Origin of the sequence: Pseudomonas sp. FP1154, from assembly GCF_030687245.1 — a bacterium.
Taxonomy (GTDB): domain Bacteria; phylum Pseudomonadota; class Gammaproteobacteria; order Pseudomonadales; family Pseudomonadaceae; genus Aquipseudomonas; species Aquipseudomonas rhizophila.
Genome location: NZ_CP117465.1, coordinates 3,662,380 through 3,680,075 on the forward strand (window position 1 = coordinate 3,662,380; position 17,696 = coordinate 3,680,075).

Consider the following 17,696-nt stretch of genomic DNA (forward strand, 5'->3'; position numbering starts at 1 on the left):
TTGCCAAGCGAAGAGTAAGGGCCAAACATTACAGTTCAACGTCTAACACGTGTTTTAATCTCAGCCCCCCTCACTATATTGGCCGAATGAAAAACAAGAACTGCATCACACTTGGGGAATATTTTGCTTGGCAGAGGAAAGTTAGATCAGGGCGTGCAGAGACTGTCGCAAGCCCTGCATTAATTAGGCTAAACCGCACCACCGCTCAAATCAGTACGCCACCTGACACCTCTGGCGAACAACTACTTACAGGCTTTACGCAGACGGCATAAACAGCGCTTACACCGACATTCAAAGCTCGAGATAAAATAAAATAAATATCTACGGAACTTTTTCCGAGTAAACACCACGCAACTCAGCATTGATGGCCAGTTGCAATCAACTTCACACAAATTCAGTTACGTTTTACTGCCCGGATAGCACCGGTCTTTTACACGCGCACACTCGCCAGTGCCCTGATTGCCCCGAGCGATGCCTTGAGGCAATCGCCCGGGGGTTATTCCACACGTCATGCCGCATCAGCGGTCGACTGGCCCGGCGTCATGAAGCGATGGTGCTATCTTCGCCCGGCCACTCCTCGTAAGGGATATCCCAGATATCGCCTTGCGGCACACCGTCGATTTCGTACTGGGTCAGGTAATCGCTCAAGGCATCCGAGAATTTGCCCACCCGGGTCTCCTGCTTGCCTTCCTCGATCAAGCCCGGGACGAGCAGTGCCAGCGCGGCCACACCCGCCGCCGCGAAGCCCAGGCCACCGGCTATCATCGAGATACGCGAAGCGGCAATCGCCGAAACGCTCATCGCGCTGGCGCCCACCTCAGCCACCGAAGCCAAGCCCGCCATGATCCCCAGCGAACCGGCCGTGATATTCATGCCACCGGATACCGTATCGCCTTTCCTGAGCGCCTTGACGCCATCGAAGATGCCGTAGGCACCGGCAGTGATAGCGGCAATGCCACCGATCCCCTTAGCCGCGTTTTCCATACCCTTGAGGTTGGCAGTCACGCTTTTGAGCGGATCGTCCAGCTTTTTGCCCAGATCGCCGAGCCGATCACCTGTCAGCTTGCCTTTCACATCCTTGAGGTAATCCTGATAGTTTTTCAGGCCCCCTTCAGCCAGAAGCGTGGCGGCCTGCACTGAGCCGGTGGCGATGTCGACGATCTGCCGCTCGGTCAGCTTACCGGCGTTGTTGGCGCCTTTGGCGATGGTAACGCCGGCCATGAACAGCCCACTCACACCGTGTAGGACGCCTTTGTTGGCAGCGTCCTTGATCGAGGAGTCTTTGCTGAATACATCCAACGCATCCAGGGTCTTGGTGCCTTGGCGAAGCAGGTCCCAGTCGCCCCTGAAGTTAGCAAGGATCTGGTCTGGCGTGGCGACGGTGCCGTCGGCATTGACCAGCATCTGCGGGTTTTCCTTGCTGATCTGCTCAATGATTTTCTTGACCTTCTCCTCGTCCAGCTCACTTCCGCCATTGACGCCGAAGGCCGCCTTCATGTCGTCGAAGGACGCATCCTTGAAGGCATTGTTCTTGGCGATCCTGGTGAAGTTATCGTTGAGTTGTGTGTCGAACTTGCCGGTGAACTCGGGGTCCAGCGCCGAGTTGTAAAGCGCGACTTCAAGGCTGAAGGCACTCATGGCTTCGTCAGGGGTATGCTCCTTGAGCAACTCATTCAGGCGATCGCCTGAAGCCAGCGACTTCTCGTAAAAGCTTTCCAACTCGGCATTCGCCTTGGAGCCTTTGACGGCGGCCTGGATCTCACCGGCATTATTGATGCCCAGCGCGCCCTGGAGGGTCTGCGCCGTACCGAAGAACTCGGCAAGAATTTCCGTGTGAGTCGTCTTGCCATCCTTGGACTTGGTCTCCCACAGGGTATCGAGTGACTTGCCGGACTTGATTTCGTCATCGTAGGTTTTTTGCAGGGACTCCTTGAGCCCCTTGTTGTCGTCCACCAGCTTGGTCAGCTCACTGGAGCCGTGCTCGCTCATGTATTGACTGACCGCAGGGTCACTTTCCAAGATACCAATGTGCTTGTTGACATCGTCCAGCAGCTTCTGGGCATCGGGATGGCTGCGCACCTTATTGGCAATCGTGACCTGCGACTTGTCATCCCTCCACATCCCGGCGGCGCTGCCCTGGATGATCAACTGCTGGGCGGCCTTGAGATCCTGAAGAACAGCGGCTTTTTCCTCTGCCGAGTATTTCTCCGGGTGATCGAACACGTCCTTGTTCAAGCCTGCGGTATCGACCCTGGCCAAGGCATTGTTGCCAGCGATACCAGAAAGCAGTGCGGTCACGGAGGTCGCATCCTTGGGCACGTTGGCACTCTTGAGCCAACCCTGGACATCACCCCTGCTCAGTTCACCATCAGGATTCTTGTCCAGTGGGTTCTTGGCGTTATCGATGACCTTGAACGCACCTGGCTGAGACCAGAAATCCAGTGCCTGCTTGGTCTCCTCGTTCAGCTGTGAATTCTGGTTCCTGTACTCCTTGATGTCATCAGCAGTCAGGTACTTGCCCGCACCGGTCTTGCCCTTGATCGCCTCAAAGTTTTCATCGAGGATCGCTGCGTACTTGGCGATCTGCTGCGACGCCGGATCGGCATCTTTGTTGGTTTTGAGGTAATCCTTGTAGCTGGCGATATCATCGGTTTTCTTGAGTTCCGGCAGAGTCGAAAAGCCTCCCTTGCCGAAGTCCTGCAGCCGCCCCGCCTCGGTGCCGTGCTTGGCTTCGCCACTTTTGGTGAAACCGTCCACGCTGCTGTTGAACACATCACCACCGGACTGGGCATTGCCCTTGTCATCGAACATCGTGATGCGATCCAAGACCTGCGCAGCCCGGTAGGCGGCGTCGGCGTCGTTCTCGTAATCGCCGACCTGGTCCTTGAGCATGTCCTTGACGCCACTCTGGTTGCCCAGGTTCTTGAGCAGCGGGTTGTCTTCAATGATGTCTTGGGCCGAGCGCTTATCCTCTTCCGGACGCTTCCAGACGATGCCAACCTTTTCCGCCTGCTCGCGGGCTTCCTTGTTGTCGCCCGCCGACGACGAATCCTTGATTTCACCCTTGAGGGCAGAAAACCCCATCTTGCCGAAGTCCTGCAGGCGACCGGCTTCGGTGTCATGCTTCGCTTCACCGCTCTTGGTGAAACCATCGACACGACCGTTGCCTACGTCCTTGCCAGCAATCTTGCCTCCTTCGCCATTGAGGGTCTCGATGTGCTCGAGCACCTGGGTCGCCCGATAAGCGGCGTCCGGATCATTTTCGAAATCGCCGATCTGCTCCTTGAGCATGTCCCTGACACTGCTCTGATTGCCGAGGTTCTTGAGCAAGGCATTGCCATCGATGATGTCCTGCGCGGAGCGATCATCGCCTTCAGGGCGCTCCCACTTGATGCCCAAGGCCTCGGCTTGTTCGCGTACCTTGGGATCATCGCCGGGCTTGGACAGATCCTTGAGCTCGCCTTTGAGGTGCGAGAACCCTTGCCGGCCAAAGTCCTGCAGGCGACCCGCCTCAGTGCCATGCTTGGCGTCGCCGCCCTTTGTGAAGCCGTCGACCCGGCCGTTATCGATGTCCTTGCTGGCGATCCGTTCACCACCTTCATCATATTTTTCCACGTGCTCCAGCACCTGCTTGGCACGGTAGGCCGCATCGGGGTCAGTCTCAAAATCGCCGACACGGTCCTTGAGGTTATCCTTCACATCGCTCTGGTTACCCAGGTTCTTGAGCACCGGCGTGTCGTTAATGATGTCCTGGGCCGAGCGGTCGTCGCCTTTTGGCCGCTCCCATTCAATGCCCGCGTCCTTGGCCTGCTTGATCGCCTGGTCCCAGGCTTCGGCAAGTTTAGGGTCTTGCGGCTTAGAAGTTATGCCTACAAAACTGACATCTTGAACGGACATGAAAGACTCCTTTTTCTAGGGTATGGACAAGCGCAGAGGCTGAACAACTGCAGCAGATCAGCCAGCAAAAATACGCCTGCTTAGAGGTGCCATTAGTTTGGTATTAACTGGATGATTAGCTCTGCATACGCCAGCATCATCAAAGGAGTATCACGGGAGAGTGTTACAGCATGAAAAACGCTCACATTAAGTTTGCATGACGCTTTCACTGCACTTTTAAATTGATATCAATATGCCGCCTCGGCACACCACTATCTTATAATTATTGGCTCCCCCCTACTTAAGATCAGTTATTCAGCGTTCGCATTGAACTTATAAGCCCCTGCCCTCGCACTCATCCAGATGCAATGCCGCCAATATCCTGCGTGTATCTTGCAATGTAATACTTGCCTGAAGACCAGACTTCGTTACGTATAACCTTGACTTAGCACTGACATAAACCGCCATTGATGGTGTTCCAATAGAGCGTGCGCCCCCATCTTTGCAGGGCTGTTGGTCAGGGCAGAATGCGCTCGGAGGGAGGCGGACGGTAGGCAGGGGATCAGCCAGCAGGGGCCAGGCTGACCGATAGCATTTAATCAGTTCTGCGGACGCTGCTTAGACGAATCCAACTCGGTCTTGGCAACAGTGGTCAGCTCAGTGATTTGAGCCGACTTCACTTCGCTGCTGGACGCGTTCACGCCGTACTACGCCGCCTAACCAAGTGCCAAGCATGCTTGGTGATGCACGGAGAAATCCTAGAGCATCGCAGCTTGACGTTATTCCAAAGCATCAACCGCCTATCATGGACATCGGCGAACCTTCTACGTATTGCGCAAGAAACGATCGAGCACGTTTTTTGTGATCATCACGGTGTAAATGTCTGCCTGCATAAGCCCATGTACCCATTCGCACGTGGCGGTTGCGTACAGCGTCCAGTCGAACCACTCGAGCGCATTGCCTATACCTGCCGCGCGCAAGGATTTCAGGCGTCCTTGGTGAGACGTCGTATTGTTCATGTCTATCTCCGGGTTAGGATGGAATCGGGGCGGCTGGGGAGCCGGATCAAAGGTGCAGCGCTTGCCCGGCCTGGGCACTGCCATGGGCAGAAGGGACCCGGACACGCAACGCAATCAGCAACGCGGCCAGCAGCATCAGCACGGCCGCCGCTACGAATACGCCTGCGCTGCCACCGAGGCTGAACATCGCACCGCCAGCGGCTGCGCCCGTTGCGATGGCCGACTGCACAGAAGCCACCACCATGCCCCCGGCGCTTTCCGCCTGATCAGGTATTGCGCTGGCGACCCAGTTCGACCACGCCACCGGCACACCGCCAAAAGCCAGGCCCCAGATCACCAGCAGCACCGCCTGCCCCGGCACCGAGGCCGGCAACAGCACCAACGCCAGTGCTGCAACGCCCACCAGCGCGGGCATCAACACCAGAGTGGCCAGCGGGTGACGCTCAAGCAGCCACCCGGCCAACAGCGTGCCGCCGAAGTTTGCCACACCGAAACCCAGCAGCATCAGCGACAGCCCTTGCGGACCGATGCCGGTGGTACCCTCAAGGAATGGCCGAACATAGGTGAACATCGCGAAGTGACCGCTGTGCACCAGCACACAACCGAACATCCCCATGGCGATGCCCGGGCGCTGCAACACCTCAAGTACGGTGCGCAGGCGTGCCGGCGTGCGCGGCGCAAGGCGCGGCAGCGTGCACGACTGGAAAGCCAGGGTCACCAGACCTACCGCCGCCGCTGCAAAGAACGCGCTGCGCCAGCCATATAGGCCGCCTAAGTAGCTGCCCAGCGGGACCGCAACCACCGTCCCGACGGCAATGCCGCTGAAAATGATCGAGAGCGCTCGGGGCAACAAAGCCCCCGGTACCAAGCGCATCGCCACCGCTGCCGCCATGCTCCAGAACCCGCCAAGGGCAATGCCCAGCAAGATACGCATTACCAATAGCACCGCAAAACTGGAGGAAACGGCGACCAAAAGATTGGATGCGATCATCAGCGTGGAAAAACCCAGCAGCACCCAGCGGCGGTCGATACCGCGGGTCAGGCCTGGCACCAACAAGCCAGCGAACAGTGCCACCACCGCTGTCACCGTTACCGCCTGGCCAGCCAGCGCTTCGGACACCCCCAGATCGGTAGCCATCGGCGTCAGCAGGCTGGCCGGCAGGTACTCAGCGGTGAGCAATCCAAACACGCCCATTGCCAACGAGAAGACTGCCATCCACGCAGGGGCCGCAGGTTCCATATCCAGCGCGGCGCCGGGACGGTTGTTGGATATGGCATTACAAACACAGTCATTCATTGCACGGATCTCCCAATCTTCATTGCGACCCGCAGTCTAGGCGCGAGAAGCTGGATGATCTATGATCGAAAACCTCGTTTTTTTGACTAAAACACCGAACAATGCCTACCGATCAGTTTGCCCTCTCCTCGGATCTCATCAACGAACTGTTGCGCGGCATGCGCCTGCGTGGCGTCGAGTACCGGCGTATCCAAGCCGGTCCAGCCTTTGGCCTGAGCTTCGCCGACAAACCTGGGCATGCCTGGTTTCACTTCCTGGCGATCGGCAATGCGGTGCTGCGGATGGAGGACGGGACAACGTATGCGCTGTCTGCCGGCAACGCCGTATTCATCTCCCATGGCGCAGCCCATCAACTGCTTTCCCATACGGACGTGCCTGTTCAGGACATCGACCGTTTAGACGGCGCCCCCCTCGGTGATACGGTCAGCGCGGTGGATACCGGAACCGATGCCAGCGCCACGCCGACCACCATTTTGTTCAGTGGCTGCATGGAGTTTGAACTGGGCAGTATTCATGGCCTTGGCAGGCTGATGCCGGGCCTGATGCTGATTGATGCCGGCGGCCAGCGTTACCCCGGTCTCGTGCCTATCCTGACCACCATGGAACGCGAGGTCAGCGCCGCCCGTGTCGGCTTCGCCGGTATCCTCGCGCGTTTGGCCGATGTGGTGGCCGCCATGGTCGTTCGCGGTTGGGTGGAGTGCGCCTGCGGTAATGCCTCTGGCCTGGTCGCTGCATTACGCGACCCACGCTTGGCAAGCGCGCTTCTCGCGCTCCATCAACAACCGGGACGCGACTGGACCGTTGCGCAGTTGGCGGAGCAATGCAATACCTCTCGCTCGGTCTTCGCAGACCGTTTCCAGGCGACTATTGGCATGGCCCCACTGCGCTACGTGACTGAGTTGCGGATGCGGCTTGCGAGCCAGTGGTTGACGCTCGAAAGGCTGCCGATTGAAGAGGTGGCGCAGCGCTTGGGTTATACCTCTCAGGCCGCGTTCAGTCGCGCATTCAAGCGCATTACGGGCAAGACGCCTGGATTAAGTCGTCAGTCGAGGCGGTCCGCTGTTTATTGAAGCCGAGCGGGAGTCGTGGAGGAGCCGGCGGAATAAAAGCACTTTGAAATTCAAAAGTGCTCGGTGGCTAGCGTTCAAATCTTCCAAACGCTGGATGCATTCTTTCACTCGCAGCCTCTACAGAATGATCGCCTTCACCCAAAAGCGGACACTGAGCACCACGTATTTGCCTAAGGCCTATCGCGTGAGTAGAATGCGATTAATTATCAATCATGTATTTGCCGGGATTCCGATGCGTAGCGATGAAACACTAGGTACTGCAGATCTAGGGCTGCTCTATCGAACCCACCACTCGTGGTTACACGGCTGGCTAATCCGACGCATTGGATGTCGCGACAACGCTGCAGATTTGGTGCAGGACACCTTCGTACGTCTGCTCAAATCCCGTCAGTCCAGCCCCTTGCGCGAACCACGCGCCTATTTGAGCAGTATCGCCCGCGGACTGATGATTGATCAGTATCGTCGTCGCGAACTCGAACGTGCGTACTTGGAAAGCATCACGTTGCTGCCTCAACATGAGGTTCCCTCGGAAGAAAGCCGGCTGATGATTCTTGATGCGCTTGAGCGCATAGACCGCATGCTCGGTATGCTTAAACCAAGAGTTCGCCAGGCATTTTTATTTGCCCGACTCGACGGTCTAACCTGCGCGCAAATAGCCGAAAAGCTGGGTGTTTCCCGCGCGACGGTGGAACGCGACCTGGCCACGGCCCTGCAACACTGCTATCGCTTGCGTTATGTCGAGGCGTGAGCCGCAGGCGCTCAATCCGGCCATTGTTGAGCAGGCAATCCAATGGCTGGTGCGCCTTCGCTTCAATCAAGCCGATGAACAGACACAGCGCACTTTTGAGCACTGGCTGCAGCAGCACCCGGAGCATGTGGTGGCGTGGCAGCGTGTGGAAACGCTTGGGGATGAATTCGCAGGCGTGCCAACTCAATTGGCCCGACAAACCCTTAATGGCACCAATCATGGAATGCGGCGGCGGGAAAGCCTGAAGCTACTGGGCATATTGGCGACTGTTAGCGCTGCAGCCTGGCTCGGCCGGGACTATACACCCGTACCCGCCATGCTTGCGCAGCAGCGCAGCAGTACCGGCGAGCAACGACGCTTCCAACTCGATGATGGCAGCCTTATCCAGCTCAACAGCGATAGCGCCGTCGACAGCGATTTCGACGCCCAGCGACGCCTGATAATCCTGCGACGTGGGGAAATCATCGTGAATGTCGGCGCGGATCAACACTCGCCTCGAGCACGACCGTTCTGGGTGCAATCACGTGACGGGCTCATCCGCGCTCAGAGTTCCCGCTTTCTGGCACGCGAGCTGGACGATGGCACTCTGGTCGCGGCTCAGGAAGGATCAGTCACGGTTTTCCCCGGCTCCGGTCAAACTCCTGCGAGCCGCAGCGTCCAGGCAGGAAATCACCTGCTGTTCACATCAAGTGGCGCCCGAATGTTCAGGGACAACGGCCTTGATCTATGGAGCTGGGGTGACGGGGTGATCAGTGCGCGCAATATGCGCCTCAATAATTTCATCGCGGAGTTGTCGCGTTATCGCCCCGGGGTACTGCGCTGCGCCGAAGGGGTCGCTGATCGTCGCGTTTCCGGCACCTTCCAGCTCGCCGACAACGATCAGGTCCTGGCATTGATCGCGCAGTCACTGCACTTGCACATTGATTATCGGACCCGTTATTGGGTGACCGTGACCGCTGCCACCTGAGCCCATCAGAACTTTGTGCTACCTGAAAAATAATGAGGTAGCTTCTCATTCTCGTTCGACCTCTAAGGAAGGCCGGAATACAGGCCAGTCTGCCGATGTCCTTTCTTGGAGCGAGAAAATGAGTTCGTCCCCTGTTTCACAGCGCCATCCATTAAATCGTGCCTTGCACGGTGCGATTTTGGGTTTGATCGTAAGCAGCTACGCATTGCCATCGCTGGCGCAAACGTCGAGCGCTGACCACAGCAATCAAGTGAAACAGTGGAACATCGCTGCCGGCCCACTGGCGCCAGCGCTTGACCGCTTTGCGCGCGAGGCTGGCATCAGTCTTTCCTTCGACGCATCGAGTGCAGTGAACCGCACCACTGCTGGCGTGAATGGCACGCTCGATACGTCGGCAGCGCTGTCATCGTTGCTGCAGGGGAGCGAATTGAAAATCGAACAGCAAGGTCCGAATGCCTATCTACTGTTCCCTCAACCAAAGCCCGCCGGCCCTCTGGAGCTCGACGCAACAGACGTCGAGGACTACCGCCTTGCCCCCCTCATCATCAATGCCAAGGTCAGGGTCAGTGCCGACGACGACGCCAACTCGGTGGTCGCCAAGGAGCTCTGGGTTGGCGGCAAGGTGGCAACCAGCATTCTCAATACACCGGCCTCGGTGTCGGTTGTTACCAACAAGGAAATGGAGCAACGCAGCGTCAGTACCACGGAAGAGGCGCTGCAATACACGCCGGGCGTGGTCAGTGACTTCTATGGTACGGATGACCGCAACGACTATTTCCAGATCCGGGGCTTCCAGGCTACTACCTACCGTGACGGTTTGACCCTGAGTTCGATGCGCGGCGTACGCGAAGATCCATTCGCCTATGAACGCATAGAGATTCTGCGTGGCGCCAACTCCACGCTGTTTGGTCCAGCGGACCCGGGCGGTTCGGTGAATTTCGTGACCAAACAGCCGCGCTTCGAGCAGTTTGGCCAAGGCTATGTGACCTACGGTTCGTTTGACCATGTCGAGACAGGCATCGATGTGGGGGATGCGCTGAACGACGAGAAAACCTTGGCTGGCCGCTTTACTGCCAAAGGCCAAAACAGCGACCGCGAGTACGATCACTCACAGGACGACAATCGGTTGGTGATGGGTGGCCTCACCTGGGCACCCACGGATTACACGTCAGCCACCGTGATTCTGGACTATCTGAAAACTGAAAGTTCGCCCAACAGTGGCGGCTATCCGCTGGACAAGGAATACGACCGCAGCAAGTTTTATGGTGAGCCCAGCTACAACTTTCACGATGTCGAGCGCACCAGCCTCAGCGGTAACGTCACCCATGACTTCGACAACGGCTTCGTACTGCGCAGCAATCTGCGTTACAGCAAATTGACCGATGATTTTGGCTACGTTTACATCAGCGACAGCGCCGCACGTGTCGGTACTAGCGTTGACCGGTATCTGTTTGGAACGGACAGTGAGGCCGACCAGTTCAACGGCAATCTGATGCTGCAATACGATGCCCGCTTCGAGAACATCGACAGCAGCAGCCTGGTGGGCGTGGAGTACCTCGATTCGACCACCAAGGAAAGCTCGGTCTACGCCCTGACGACCCCGATTGACATTGCAAATCCCGTGTTTACTGGCGTTCCACGCTCAATCACGCCGTATGCCGTCAACAAGCGAGACGCGACCACCAAGGCCGTGTTCCTCCAGCAGAACCTATCGTTCTACGAGCGTTTCATCGTCACCGCGGGTATGCGCAACGACTCGATGGACCTTACCAGCAAAGGCTTGCAATCCACTGAGAAGGACAACTTCTCCGAAACCTCCTACCGAGGTGCGTTGACCTATATCGTCAACGATGAGGTGTCCACCTATGTGAGCATGGTGGAATCCGTCTCGCCGCCTCAGGTTGGCGTAACACCGCAGACGGGCAGGCAGTACGAAGTGGGCGTGAAGTATGCGCCGATGGGAATGGACGCACTGTTCTCCGCAGCCGTTTATGACTTGACCCAGGAAAACGTCACCATCGCCGTGGTGCTGCCGAGCGGCATCATTGAACAACAAACGGTGGGCGAATCGCGGGCGCGTGGCCTCGACCTGGAGGCCAAGGCGCAGGTGACGCGGAACCTCAGCCTGATTGGTGGCTACTCCTATATGGAGTCCGAGGTACTGCGCGGTTCGTTGTACGACGGCAGCTCCCTGAAGGGTAATGAGTTCACCACGGCACCCAAGCATTCCGCTTCGCTCTGGAGTTATTACGACGTGCCTGGCACTGATGTCAGCGTTGGCTTGGGTGCGCGCTACGTCGGCTCTTATTACTTCGATGCAGCCAACTCCGGCAAAAGCGATGGCACCACGCTGTTCGACGCCGCCTTCAACTACGAGATCGCCAAGGGCACCGACCTTGCGGTGAACGTCAGCAACCTGCTGGATGAGCAGCACGTGGTCGGTTCCGGCACAGCGAACTTCTACAACCCGGGTCGCGAGATTACCGCCAAGGTGAGTTACAGCTGGTAAGCAGGCGTGTAAGCCTTATCCCCATGTAGGAAGCGGTGCCCGCTATACGGCGGGCACCGTCAACTTGGCCATCATTGTGCGAGATGAAAAACAAGGGCGTTCGACTTTCGTACCCGTCCGGCAAAGTCATCTAGCCCGCCCTCCAAAGCTATCGTATCCGTCCGGCGTTTGAGCCCGTCGGCAAAGCAAAGTAACTCGTCTTCTCGCGCCGTCCCTGCGGAGTGCGCTAAACCTAGGTCAGATTTAATCCGCCGTCTGACAGGAGTATCTCACCGGTTAAGTAGTCCGAATCAACCAACATTTCAACAGCGTTTGCAATATCGTCTGGGCTAGCGGCCCTGCGCATTGGGGCTCGATCTCGCCACAACTCTTGTGCACCTGTCCACTCTGCGGTCAGAGGCGTGTCGACCAAGCCAGGCGCCACAGCATTTACGCGAATGTCTGGCCCAAGTGATACCGCGAGTAAGCGGGTCATGTGATTGAGCGCAGCTTTGCTCACCGCGTAGGGGATGGATGCGCCCTTAGGACGGACACCAGCATGCGAACTGATGTTTACGACGCTACCTGCTCGACGGTAGCGGGCGGCATCGCGCAATGCCGATTCGGCCAGTGCGACTAGGTGGAACGGCGCCACCACATTTATCTCGTTAAGTTCGTGCCACACCGCCGAAGTGGCCGAGGCAAGGTCGCTGTGCGAAATAACTCTGCTGATGCCGGCGTTATTGACCAATACGTCGAGCTGACCCCACGCGGCGATCGCCTCGTTAACAAGCCTGACCCTGTCAGCTTCAAAAGCAAGATCAGCTTGCACGTAGATAGCCTGTTTCATTTCGGCAGCCATAGCGCGACCCGTATCCGCAGAGTTTCGCGAATGGAGGACCACCGCGTAGCCTGCCCGGCTCAGTGTACGTGCAATGGCTGCGCCGATACCGGAAGTGGATCCTGTAACCAACGCGACGCGTAGTGCGTTATCGATTGGAGGATTGGGTTTCATATGGAAATCTCGAAGGGGTTGCTAGAGAACCACCACCGCAACACCGTGGGTCGTCGTAGGTCGGAATCATTTCCTATCTGCTGGTAAGTTGCCGACCCTGAATTTCGTGCTGTTGGAAGTCATGTCTGTGCAGCTGGTTCTTAAAATGCAGTCTGGATATCTCAGTGTGCACCCGTTTCACGAGCTACTGATGTTTGTTTCGAGGTCTCGGATTCGTGATCTAGGGTATCGGCGGCGTGGGCGGTGGCTTAGGGGGCGGCGCTTAGAGACAGGGAGTTTGAAAGAAGAAGCGCTGCGCTCATCTTCCAATCGGAAGCTCCTTCCTACACTGCAGTCCAGCAGGAGCATCAGAACTCACCACGCTCGATGCCTTGAACGCGTTGACCGCGATGGGTGGCTGACAGTGCTCCAATGAACGGGCCCAACTGATGCCCGAGAAGATCAGGGCGACATCACGGTGGTCAGATAGCCCCCCGCGAGCACAAGCTTGCCGGCATCATCCGCCCATTCAAATGAACTTGATTCTGAAACTGCAACCGACCTAAGCCGCACACCGTGATCAATACCAAGCACCACCCCGGCGCACTACGCACGAATCGATGCACAATCTGCATAAGCGGCGGAAATTGGTTCAATCATCCACGAACCAATCCTCTTTAATCCCCTGAACCAACCCGACGAACCCTTGCTTATCGGCCCCCGCCGCCGCTGCCCCTGAGTAATAGCTAAGCACATAGCGCTAATCCCGAGGCGAACCAATTTCAATTGGCATCGCGCTTGCACTTACCCTTTTGCCTCGATCTCCTGCACACAGTCAGCTCGGAGCCGTTTTTTATACTCTGGCGCGAGTACCACAATGCAAAGGTTCGACCCTGACACACCCATCGACAACACTTCGAAACTAGCGCTGGATGCCTTGCGGCAGATGGTTGCGCAACATGCTGCCTTCCCGCACCGGGCATTGCCGACCGAGCGGGATCTGGCCGCCGATTTTGGCCTCAGTCGCCGGGCCATCCGGCGGGCGCTGGCGGTGCTGGAAGCCGAAGGGCAGATCTGGCGGCGCCAAGGCAAAGGAACCTTCGTCGGCCCTACGCCACCGAGTGCGGCCATGAGCTTTGCACGGTTGTCCGGGCGGACCAACTTCAGCGAGGTTATGGAAGCGCGCCTGCATCTGGAACCGGCACTGGCGTCCCTAGCGGCGGTTCGAGCCAACGGCGACCAGATAGCAATTTTGCGCCGCCTTGCCGAACGCACCAGACACCAACAGGCCGCCGAGCCTGCCGATGCCGAGGGCATTGAGCTGTGGGACAGCGCCCTGCATCGCGGGATCGCCGAGGCCGCAGGTAACCGCCTGATGCTGGATATCTTTGAAATGCTCGATGCGATCCGGCTCGACCCGGCCTGGCGTGAGCTGCGTCAGCGGGCTCGCAACGCCGATCGCCTCGACACCTACAGCCACGACCACAACGACATTGTCGACGCTATCGAAAACCGTGATCCGATCAAGGCCGCCACGGCCATGCGTGGCCATTTGCGCGCGCTGCAACAAGCGCTGGACAACGTCATCAATCAAGATCTGGAGGCAAGTTTATGAGCACCACAACTCAGGCCACCGACACGGTATTGAGTGTCAGCAACTTGACCGTGTGCTTTGCAGGCGCGCCCGCCAATGTCGTGGACGGCGTCTCGTTCTCGGTCCAGCGCGGCAAGACCCTGGCCATCGTCGGAGAGTCCGGATGTGGTAAAAGCGTTACGTCCATGGCGCTGATGGGCTTGCTACCCGACACCGCCAAGATCGCCGCCCGTACATCCGCCCTTCTCGATGAAGCCTTGCTGGGCATGCCCGACGAGCGCTTGCTGGATGTGCGCGGCAACCGCATGGCGATGATTTTCCAAGAGCCCATGACCTCCTTGAACCCGGTCTTCACCATTGGCGAGCAGATCGCCGAAAGCGTGATCCGCCATCAGGGTCTGTCGGCCAGGGACGCCCGTCAGCGCGCCCTGCAAATGCTCGAAAAGGTCCGCGTACCTGACGCTGCGCAACGCCTGGACGCCTACCCCCATGAACTGTCCGGCGGCATGCGGCAGCGGGCAATGATTGCCATGGCCCTGGCCAACGATCCGGCGCTGATCATTGCCGACGAACCCACCACTGCTCTGGACGTGACCATTCAAGCGCAGATCCTGTCGCTGATCGCCAATCTGCAGGCTGAAACCGGCACGGCCATGATCTTGATCACCCATGATCTGGGCGTGGTCGCCGAAGTCGCTGACGACGTGATGGTGATGTACGCCGGGCGAGTGGTGGAAAGCGGCCCGGTAAAAACCCTGTTCGATGACCCGCAGCACCCGTACACCATCGGCCTGATGGGTTCGATGCCATCGATTGGCCCACGTGAAGGTCGCCTGGCAACCATCAATGGTCGCGTCCCGACGCCTGCGCAAATGCCCACCGGTTGCCGATTCGCCGGGCGCTGCCCTTTTGCGATTCAGGCATGTCGCGAGGCGCGCCCGCCGCTACTTGAGCTTTCCCCCGGACATTTCGCCGCGTGCATTCGTGCGCCACTGGAACAGCATATGGGAGTCAGCGCGTGAGCCTTTCTGAACGCCAAATAGTTAAGCGTGCAAGCCCTGAAATCATTCTCGACGGCATCGGCCTGAGCAAACACTTCGGGGTGGAAAGCGGCTTGTTCCAGCGCAAGAAGCCGCCGGTGCAAGCGGTCAATCAGGTCAATCTGTCGGTGCGCAAAGGGGAAACCCTGGCGCTGGTGGGCGAGTCTGGCTCGGGTAAATCAACCCTCGGCCGTCTACTGCTCAACCTGCTCAAACCTACGGCGGGCGACATCATTTATGAAGGCCGCAACCTGGCCAATCTGACCCCGGAAAAGCTGCGCCAAGTGCGGCGTGATTTGCAGATCATCTTTCAGGATCCGTTTGCCTCGCTCAATCCGCGCATGACTGTGGAGTCCATCGTCGGTGAGCCTATCTGGCTGCACAGCGATGCCAGCCGCAGCGACCGCCAGGCCAAAGTCGCCGAGTTGCTGCGCACCGTGGGCCTGGCGCCCGAGCACGGCGGCCGCCACCCTCACGAGTTCTCCGGTGGCCAGCGTCAGCGCATCGGCATTGCGAGAGCCCTGGCGTCTGACCCGCGTTTGATTCTGGGTGACGAACCCGTGTCCGCGCTGGACGTTTCGGTGCAGGCGCAAGTGGTCAACCTGCTGGAGGACCTCAAGCATCAATTCGGTCTGACCCTGATGATTGTCGCCCACGGCCTCGCCGTGATCCGCCACATGAGCGACCGAGTAGCCGTGATGTATTTGGGGGAAATCGTCGAACTGGCGCCGGTCAACGGCCTGTTTGAAAACCCTCTGCACCCTTACACCCAGGCGCTTATGGCCGCCGTGCCGGTCAGCCACCCGGACCTGCGCCGGCCGCGCCCATTGCTGGGCGGCGACATGCCGAGCCCAAGCCGCCCGCCATCGGGTTGCCGCTTCCATACCCGCTGCCCGCACGCCCGGGCGCTGTGCAAAGAAGTGGTGCCGGTGATGGAAACCGTCGAGGCCGAGCGTCAGGTGGCGTGCCACTTCTGGCGTGAAATCGCCAATGCCGGTGCAGGCACCCTGATTTTGCCGACACCCAGCGCTGCCTACACCCAGCGCCTGAATCTGTTCAAGAACCATCAATCCCTTGCAGTGGAGAGCCAGCCATGAAAATTGCACGCGTCATGACAGGAACCTTGTTATTGCTGGCCGCCAACGCCGCCTTTGCCGAATCCACCCTGCGCATCGGCATTCAGGACGATCCTGATGGGCTCGACCCGCATCGTTCGCGTACCTATGCGGGCCGTCTGGTCTATACCGCACTGTGCGACAAGCTGGTGGATGTGAACCCGGACCTGACCTTCGCCCCACAACTGGCCACTGCCTGGAACTGGAGCGAAGACGGCAAGATCCTGACCATGACTCTGCGCGAAGGCGTGACTTACCACGATGGCGAAGCGTTCGATGCTGCCTCGGTGAAGTTCAACCTGGACCGCGCTCGCACCCTGCCCGACTCCCTGCGCAAGAGCGAGCTGGCCTCGGTGGACAGTGTTGAAGTGATCGACGCCAAAACCGTTGCCATCAAACTCAAGCAAGCGGACGCCACCCTGGTCTCCCAACTCTCGGACCGCGCCGGAATGATGCTTGCGCCGAAGGCCGCCCAGGGTGAGTTCGCCTCCAAACCGGTGTGCTCCGGCCCTTACAAATTCGTCCAGCGCGTGCAGCAGGATCGCATTGTGCTGGAGCGCTTCGACAACTACTGGAACAAGCAGGCTTATCACTTCGACAAGGTGATTTTCCTGCCGATTCCGGACACCTCGGTGCGTCTGGCCAACCTGCGTTCCGGCGACCTGGACATCATCGAACGGGTTGCCCCTACCGACGTGAAAACCGCCAAGGCGGACAGCAAGCTGGCGGTCTATAACACGCCAGGGCTTGGCTACATGCAGTTGATGTTCAACATCAACAACGGCGAAAAGGCCAACTCGCCGATGGGCAAAGACAAGCGCGTGCGCAAGGCATTCGAGCTGTCCATCGACCGCGATGCGATCAACCAGGTGGTGTTCGAAGGCTTGTATGCGCCAAGCGCCCAGCCGTTTCCGAAAAACAGCCCGTACTACGACAAGGATCTGCCGATCCCGACCCGCGATGTGGAAAAGAGCAAGGCCTTGCTGGCCGAAGCAGGCGTGAAGCTGCCACTGGCAGTGGACCTGAAAGTCGCCAACAACCCTATCGCACAACAGGTCGGGCAGATCATTCAGGCCATGGCTGAAGAAGCGGGTTTCAAGGTCAATCTGATTGCCACTGAATACGCCACCATGCTTAGCGAACAGCAAAGCGGCAACTTCCAGATCGGCATGAGCGCCTGGTCGGGCCGTCCTGATCCGGATGGCGACATTCACCAGTTCGTGACCTGCAAGGGCGGCCAGAACGACGGCAAATACTGCAACGCCAAACTCGACGAGCTGTTGGATAAGGCCCGCACTGTCAACGATGTTGCCCAGCGCCAGGCCCTGTACAACGAAGCCCTGCGTTTGCTGGCTGACGAAGTGCCGACCGCGTATCTGTATTTCGATCCGCGAATCATGGCCATGCGTAACAACGTGACGGGTTTCGTGCCAAGCCCGGATGGCCTGATTCGTCTGAACAACGTCGCGTTCAAGCCATGACTGTGAA

Annotated in this window: 12 protein-coding genes; 8 read left to right on the forward strand and 4 right to left on the reverse strand. The window is 58.4% G+C overall.

Annotated elements, in window-relative coordinates; all coding sequences use genetic code 11:
- Positions 1-540: 540 nt before the first annotated feature.
- The 3 genes from PSH91_RS16395 to PSH91_RS16405 all read right to left on the reverse strand — a co-directional run bounded on the left by PSH91_RS16395 (position 541) and on the right by PSH91_RS16405 (position 6,192).
- Complete coding sequence (locus tag PSH91_RS16395; protein WP_305466215.1) at positions 541-3,897, reverse strand: type III effector HrpK domain-containing protein; 3,357 nt, start codon at positions 3,895-3,897, stop codon at positions 541-543.
- A gap of 803 nt (positions 3,898-4,700) precedes the next feature.
- Entirely contained in the window at positions 4,701-4,895 is a 195-nt protein-coding gene (locus tag PSH91_RS16400) for a hypothetical protein (RefSeq protein ID WP_047229710.1), read from the reverse strand.
- A 46-nt stretch (positions 4,896-4,941) separates the two neighbouring features.
- Positions 4,942-6,192: an MFS transporter gene (locus tag PSH91_RS16405; RefSeq protein WP_305466216.1), complete on the reverse strand. Its 1,251-nt coding sequence runs from the start codon at positions 6,190-6,192 to the stop codon at positions 4,942-4,944.
- 101 nt (positions 6,193-6,293) lie between these two features.
- Here PSH91_RS16405 and PSH91_RS16410 point away from each other — a divergent pair, with 101 nt between their 5' ends.
- From PSH91_RS16410 to PSH91_RS16425, 4 genes are all read left to right on the forward strand, one after another.
- On the forward strand, positions 6,294-7,262 hold the full coding sequence (locus tag PSH91_RS16410) for an AraC family transcriptional regulator (protein ID WP_047229712.1): 969 nt from the start codon (positions 6,294-6,296) through the stop codon (positions 7,260-7,262).
- 232 nt (positions 7,263-7,494) lie between these two features.
- Positions 7,495-8,010 carry a sigma-70 family RNA polymerase sigma factor gene (locus PSH91_RS16415; RefSeq protein WP_107323288.1) on the forward strand — a complete coding sequence of 172 codons (516 nt, stop codon included), beginning with the start codon at positions 7,495-7,497 and terminating at the stop codon, positions 8,008-8,010.
- Positions 7,997-8,977: a FecR domain-containing protein gene (locus PSH91_RS16420; RefSeq protein ID WP_305468555.1), complete on the forward strand. Its 981-nt coding sequence runs from the start codon at positions 7,997-7,999 to the stop codon at positions 8,975-8,977. The genes PSH91_RS16415 and PSH91_RS16420 overlap by 14 nt, the downstream gene beginning before the upstream one ends.
- A gap of 118 nt (positions 8,978-9,095) precedes the next feature.
- On the forward strand, positions 9,096-11,486 hold the full coding sequence (locus PSH91_RS16425; RefSeq protein WP_305466217.1) for a TonB-dependent siderophore receptor: 2,391 nt from the start codon (positions 9,096-9,098) through the stop codon (positions 11,484-11,486).
- Positions 11,487-11,718: 232 nt separating this feature from the next.
- On the opposite strand, the gene PSH91_RS16430 is transcribed toward PSH91_RS16425, so the two are convergent.
- Positions 11,719-12,480 (reverse strand): SDR family NAD(P)-dependent oxidoreductase, encoded by a 762-nt coding sequence (locus tag PSH91_RS16430; protein ID WP_305466218.1) that lies wholly within the window; start codon positions 12,478-12,480, stop codon positions 11,719-11,721.
- Between the two features lie 856 nt (positions 12,481-13,336).
- Between PSH91_RS16430 and PSH91_RS16435 the strand changes: the two genes are divergently transcribed.
- Genes PSH91_RS16435 through PSH91_RS16450 form a run of 4 tightly spaced genes read left to right on the forward strand, consistent with a single transcriptional unit; the run spans position 13,337 to position 17,689 of the window.
- Positions 13,337-14,074, forward strand: coding sequence for a FadR/GntR family transcriptional regulator (locus PSH91_RS16435; RefSeq protein WP_076384075.1), 738 nt, complete (start codon positions 13,337-13,339; stop codon positions 14,072-14,074).
- Positions 14,071-15,075 (forward strand): ABC transporter ATP-binding protein, encoded by a 1,005-nt coding sequence (locus PSH91_RS16440; protein ID WP_109755293.1) that lies wholly within the window; start codon positions 14,071-14,073, stop codon positions 15,073-15,075. Before PSH91_RS16435 ends, PSH91_RS16440 begins: the two co-directional genes overlap by 4 nt.
- Positions 15,072-16,190 carry an ABC transporter ATP-binding protein gene (locus tag PSH91_RS16445; protein ID WP_305466221.1) on the forward strand — a complete coding sequence of 373 codons (1,119 nt, stop codon included), beginning with the start codon at positions 15,072-15,074 and terminating at the stop codon, positions 16,188-16,190. The genes PSH91_RS16440 and PSH91_RS16445 overlap by 4 nt, the downstream gene beginning before the upstream one ends.
- Positions 16,187-17,689, forward strand: a complete 1,503-nt coding sequence (locus PSH91_RS16450; RefSeq protein WP_305466222.1) for an ABC transporter substrate-binding protein — start codon at positions 16,187-16,189, stop codon at positions 17,687-17,689. Before PSH91_RS16445 ends, PSH91_RS16450 begins: the two co-directional genes overlap by 4 nt.
- The last annotated feature ends 7 nt before the right edge of the window (positions 17,690-17,696 follow it).

Bases quoted from the DNA above. Each gene is read 5' to 3' on its own strand.
- PSH91_RS16415 (WP_107323288.1), top strand. From the start codon at position 7,495: ATGCGTAGCGATGAAACACTAGGTACTGCAGATCTAGGGCTGCTCTAT.
- PSH91_RS16440 (WP_109755293.1), top strand. From the start codon at position 14,071: ATGAGCACCACAACTCAGGCCACCGACACGGTATTGAGTGTCAGCAAC.
- PSH91_RS16450 (WP_305466222.1), top strand. From the start codon at position 16,187: ATGAAAATTGCACGCGTCATGACAGGAACCTTGTTATTGCTGGCCGCC.
- PSH91_RS16425 (WP_305466217.1), top strand. From the start codon at position 9,096: ATGAGTTCGTCCCCTGTTTCACAGCGCCATCCATTAAATCGTGCCTTG.
- PSH91_RS16405 (WP_305466216.1), bottom strand. From the start codon at position 6,192: ATGAATGACTGTGTTTGTAATGCCATATCCAACAACCGTCCCGGCGCC.
- PSH91_RS16420 (WP_305468555.1), top strand. From the start codon at position 7,997: ATGTCGAGGCGTGAGCCGCAGGCGCTCAATCCGGCCATTGTTGAGCAG.
- PSH91_RS16400 (WP_047229710.1), bottom strand. From the start codon at position 4,895: ATGAACAATACGACGTCTCACCAAGGACGCCTGAAATCCTTGCGCGCG.
- PSH91_RS16435 (WP_076384075.1), top strand. From the start codon at position 13,337: ATGCAAAGGTTCGACCCTGACACACCCATCGACAACACTTCGAAACTA.
- PSH91_RS16430 (WP_305466218.1), bottom strand. From the start codon at position 12,480: ATGAAACCCAATCCTCCAATCGATAACGCACTACGCGTCGCGTTGGTT.
- PSH91_RS16395 (WP_305466215.1), bottom strand. From the start codon at position 3,897: ATGTCCGTTCAAGATGTCAGTTTTGTAGGCATAACTTCTAAGCCGCAA.
- PSH91_RS16410 (WP_047229712.1), top strand. From the start codon at position 6,294: ATGCCTACCGATCAGTTTGCCCTCTCCTCGGATCTCATCAACGAACTG.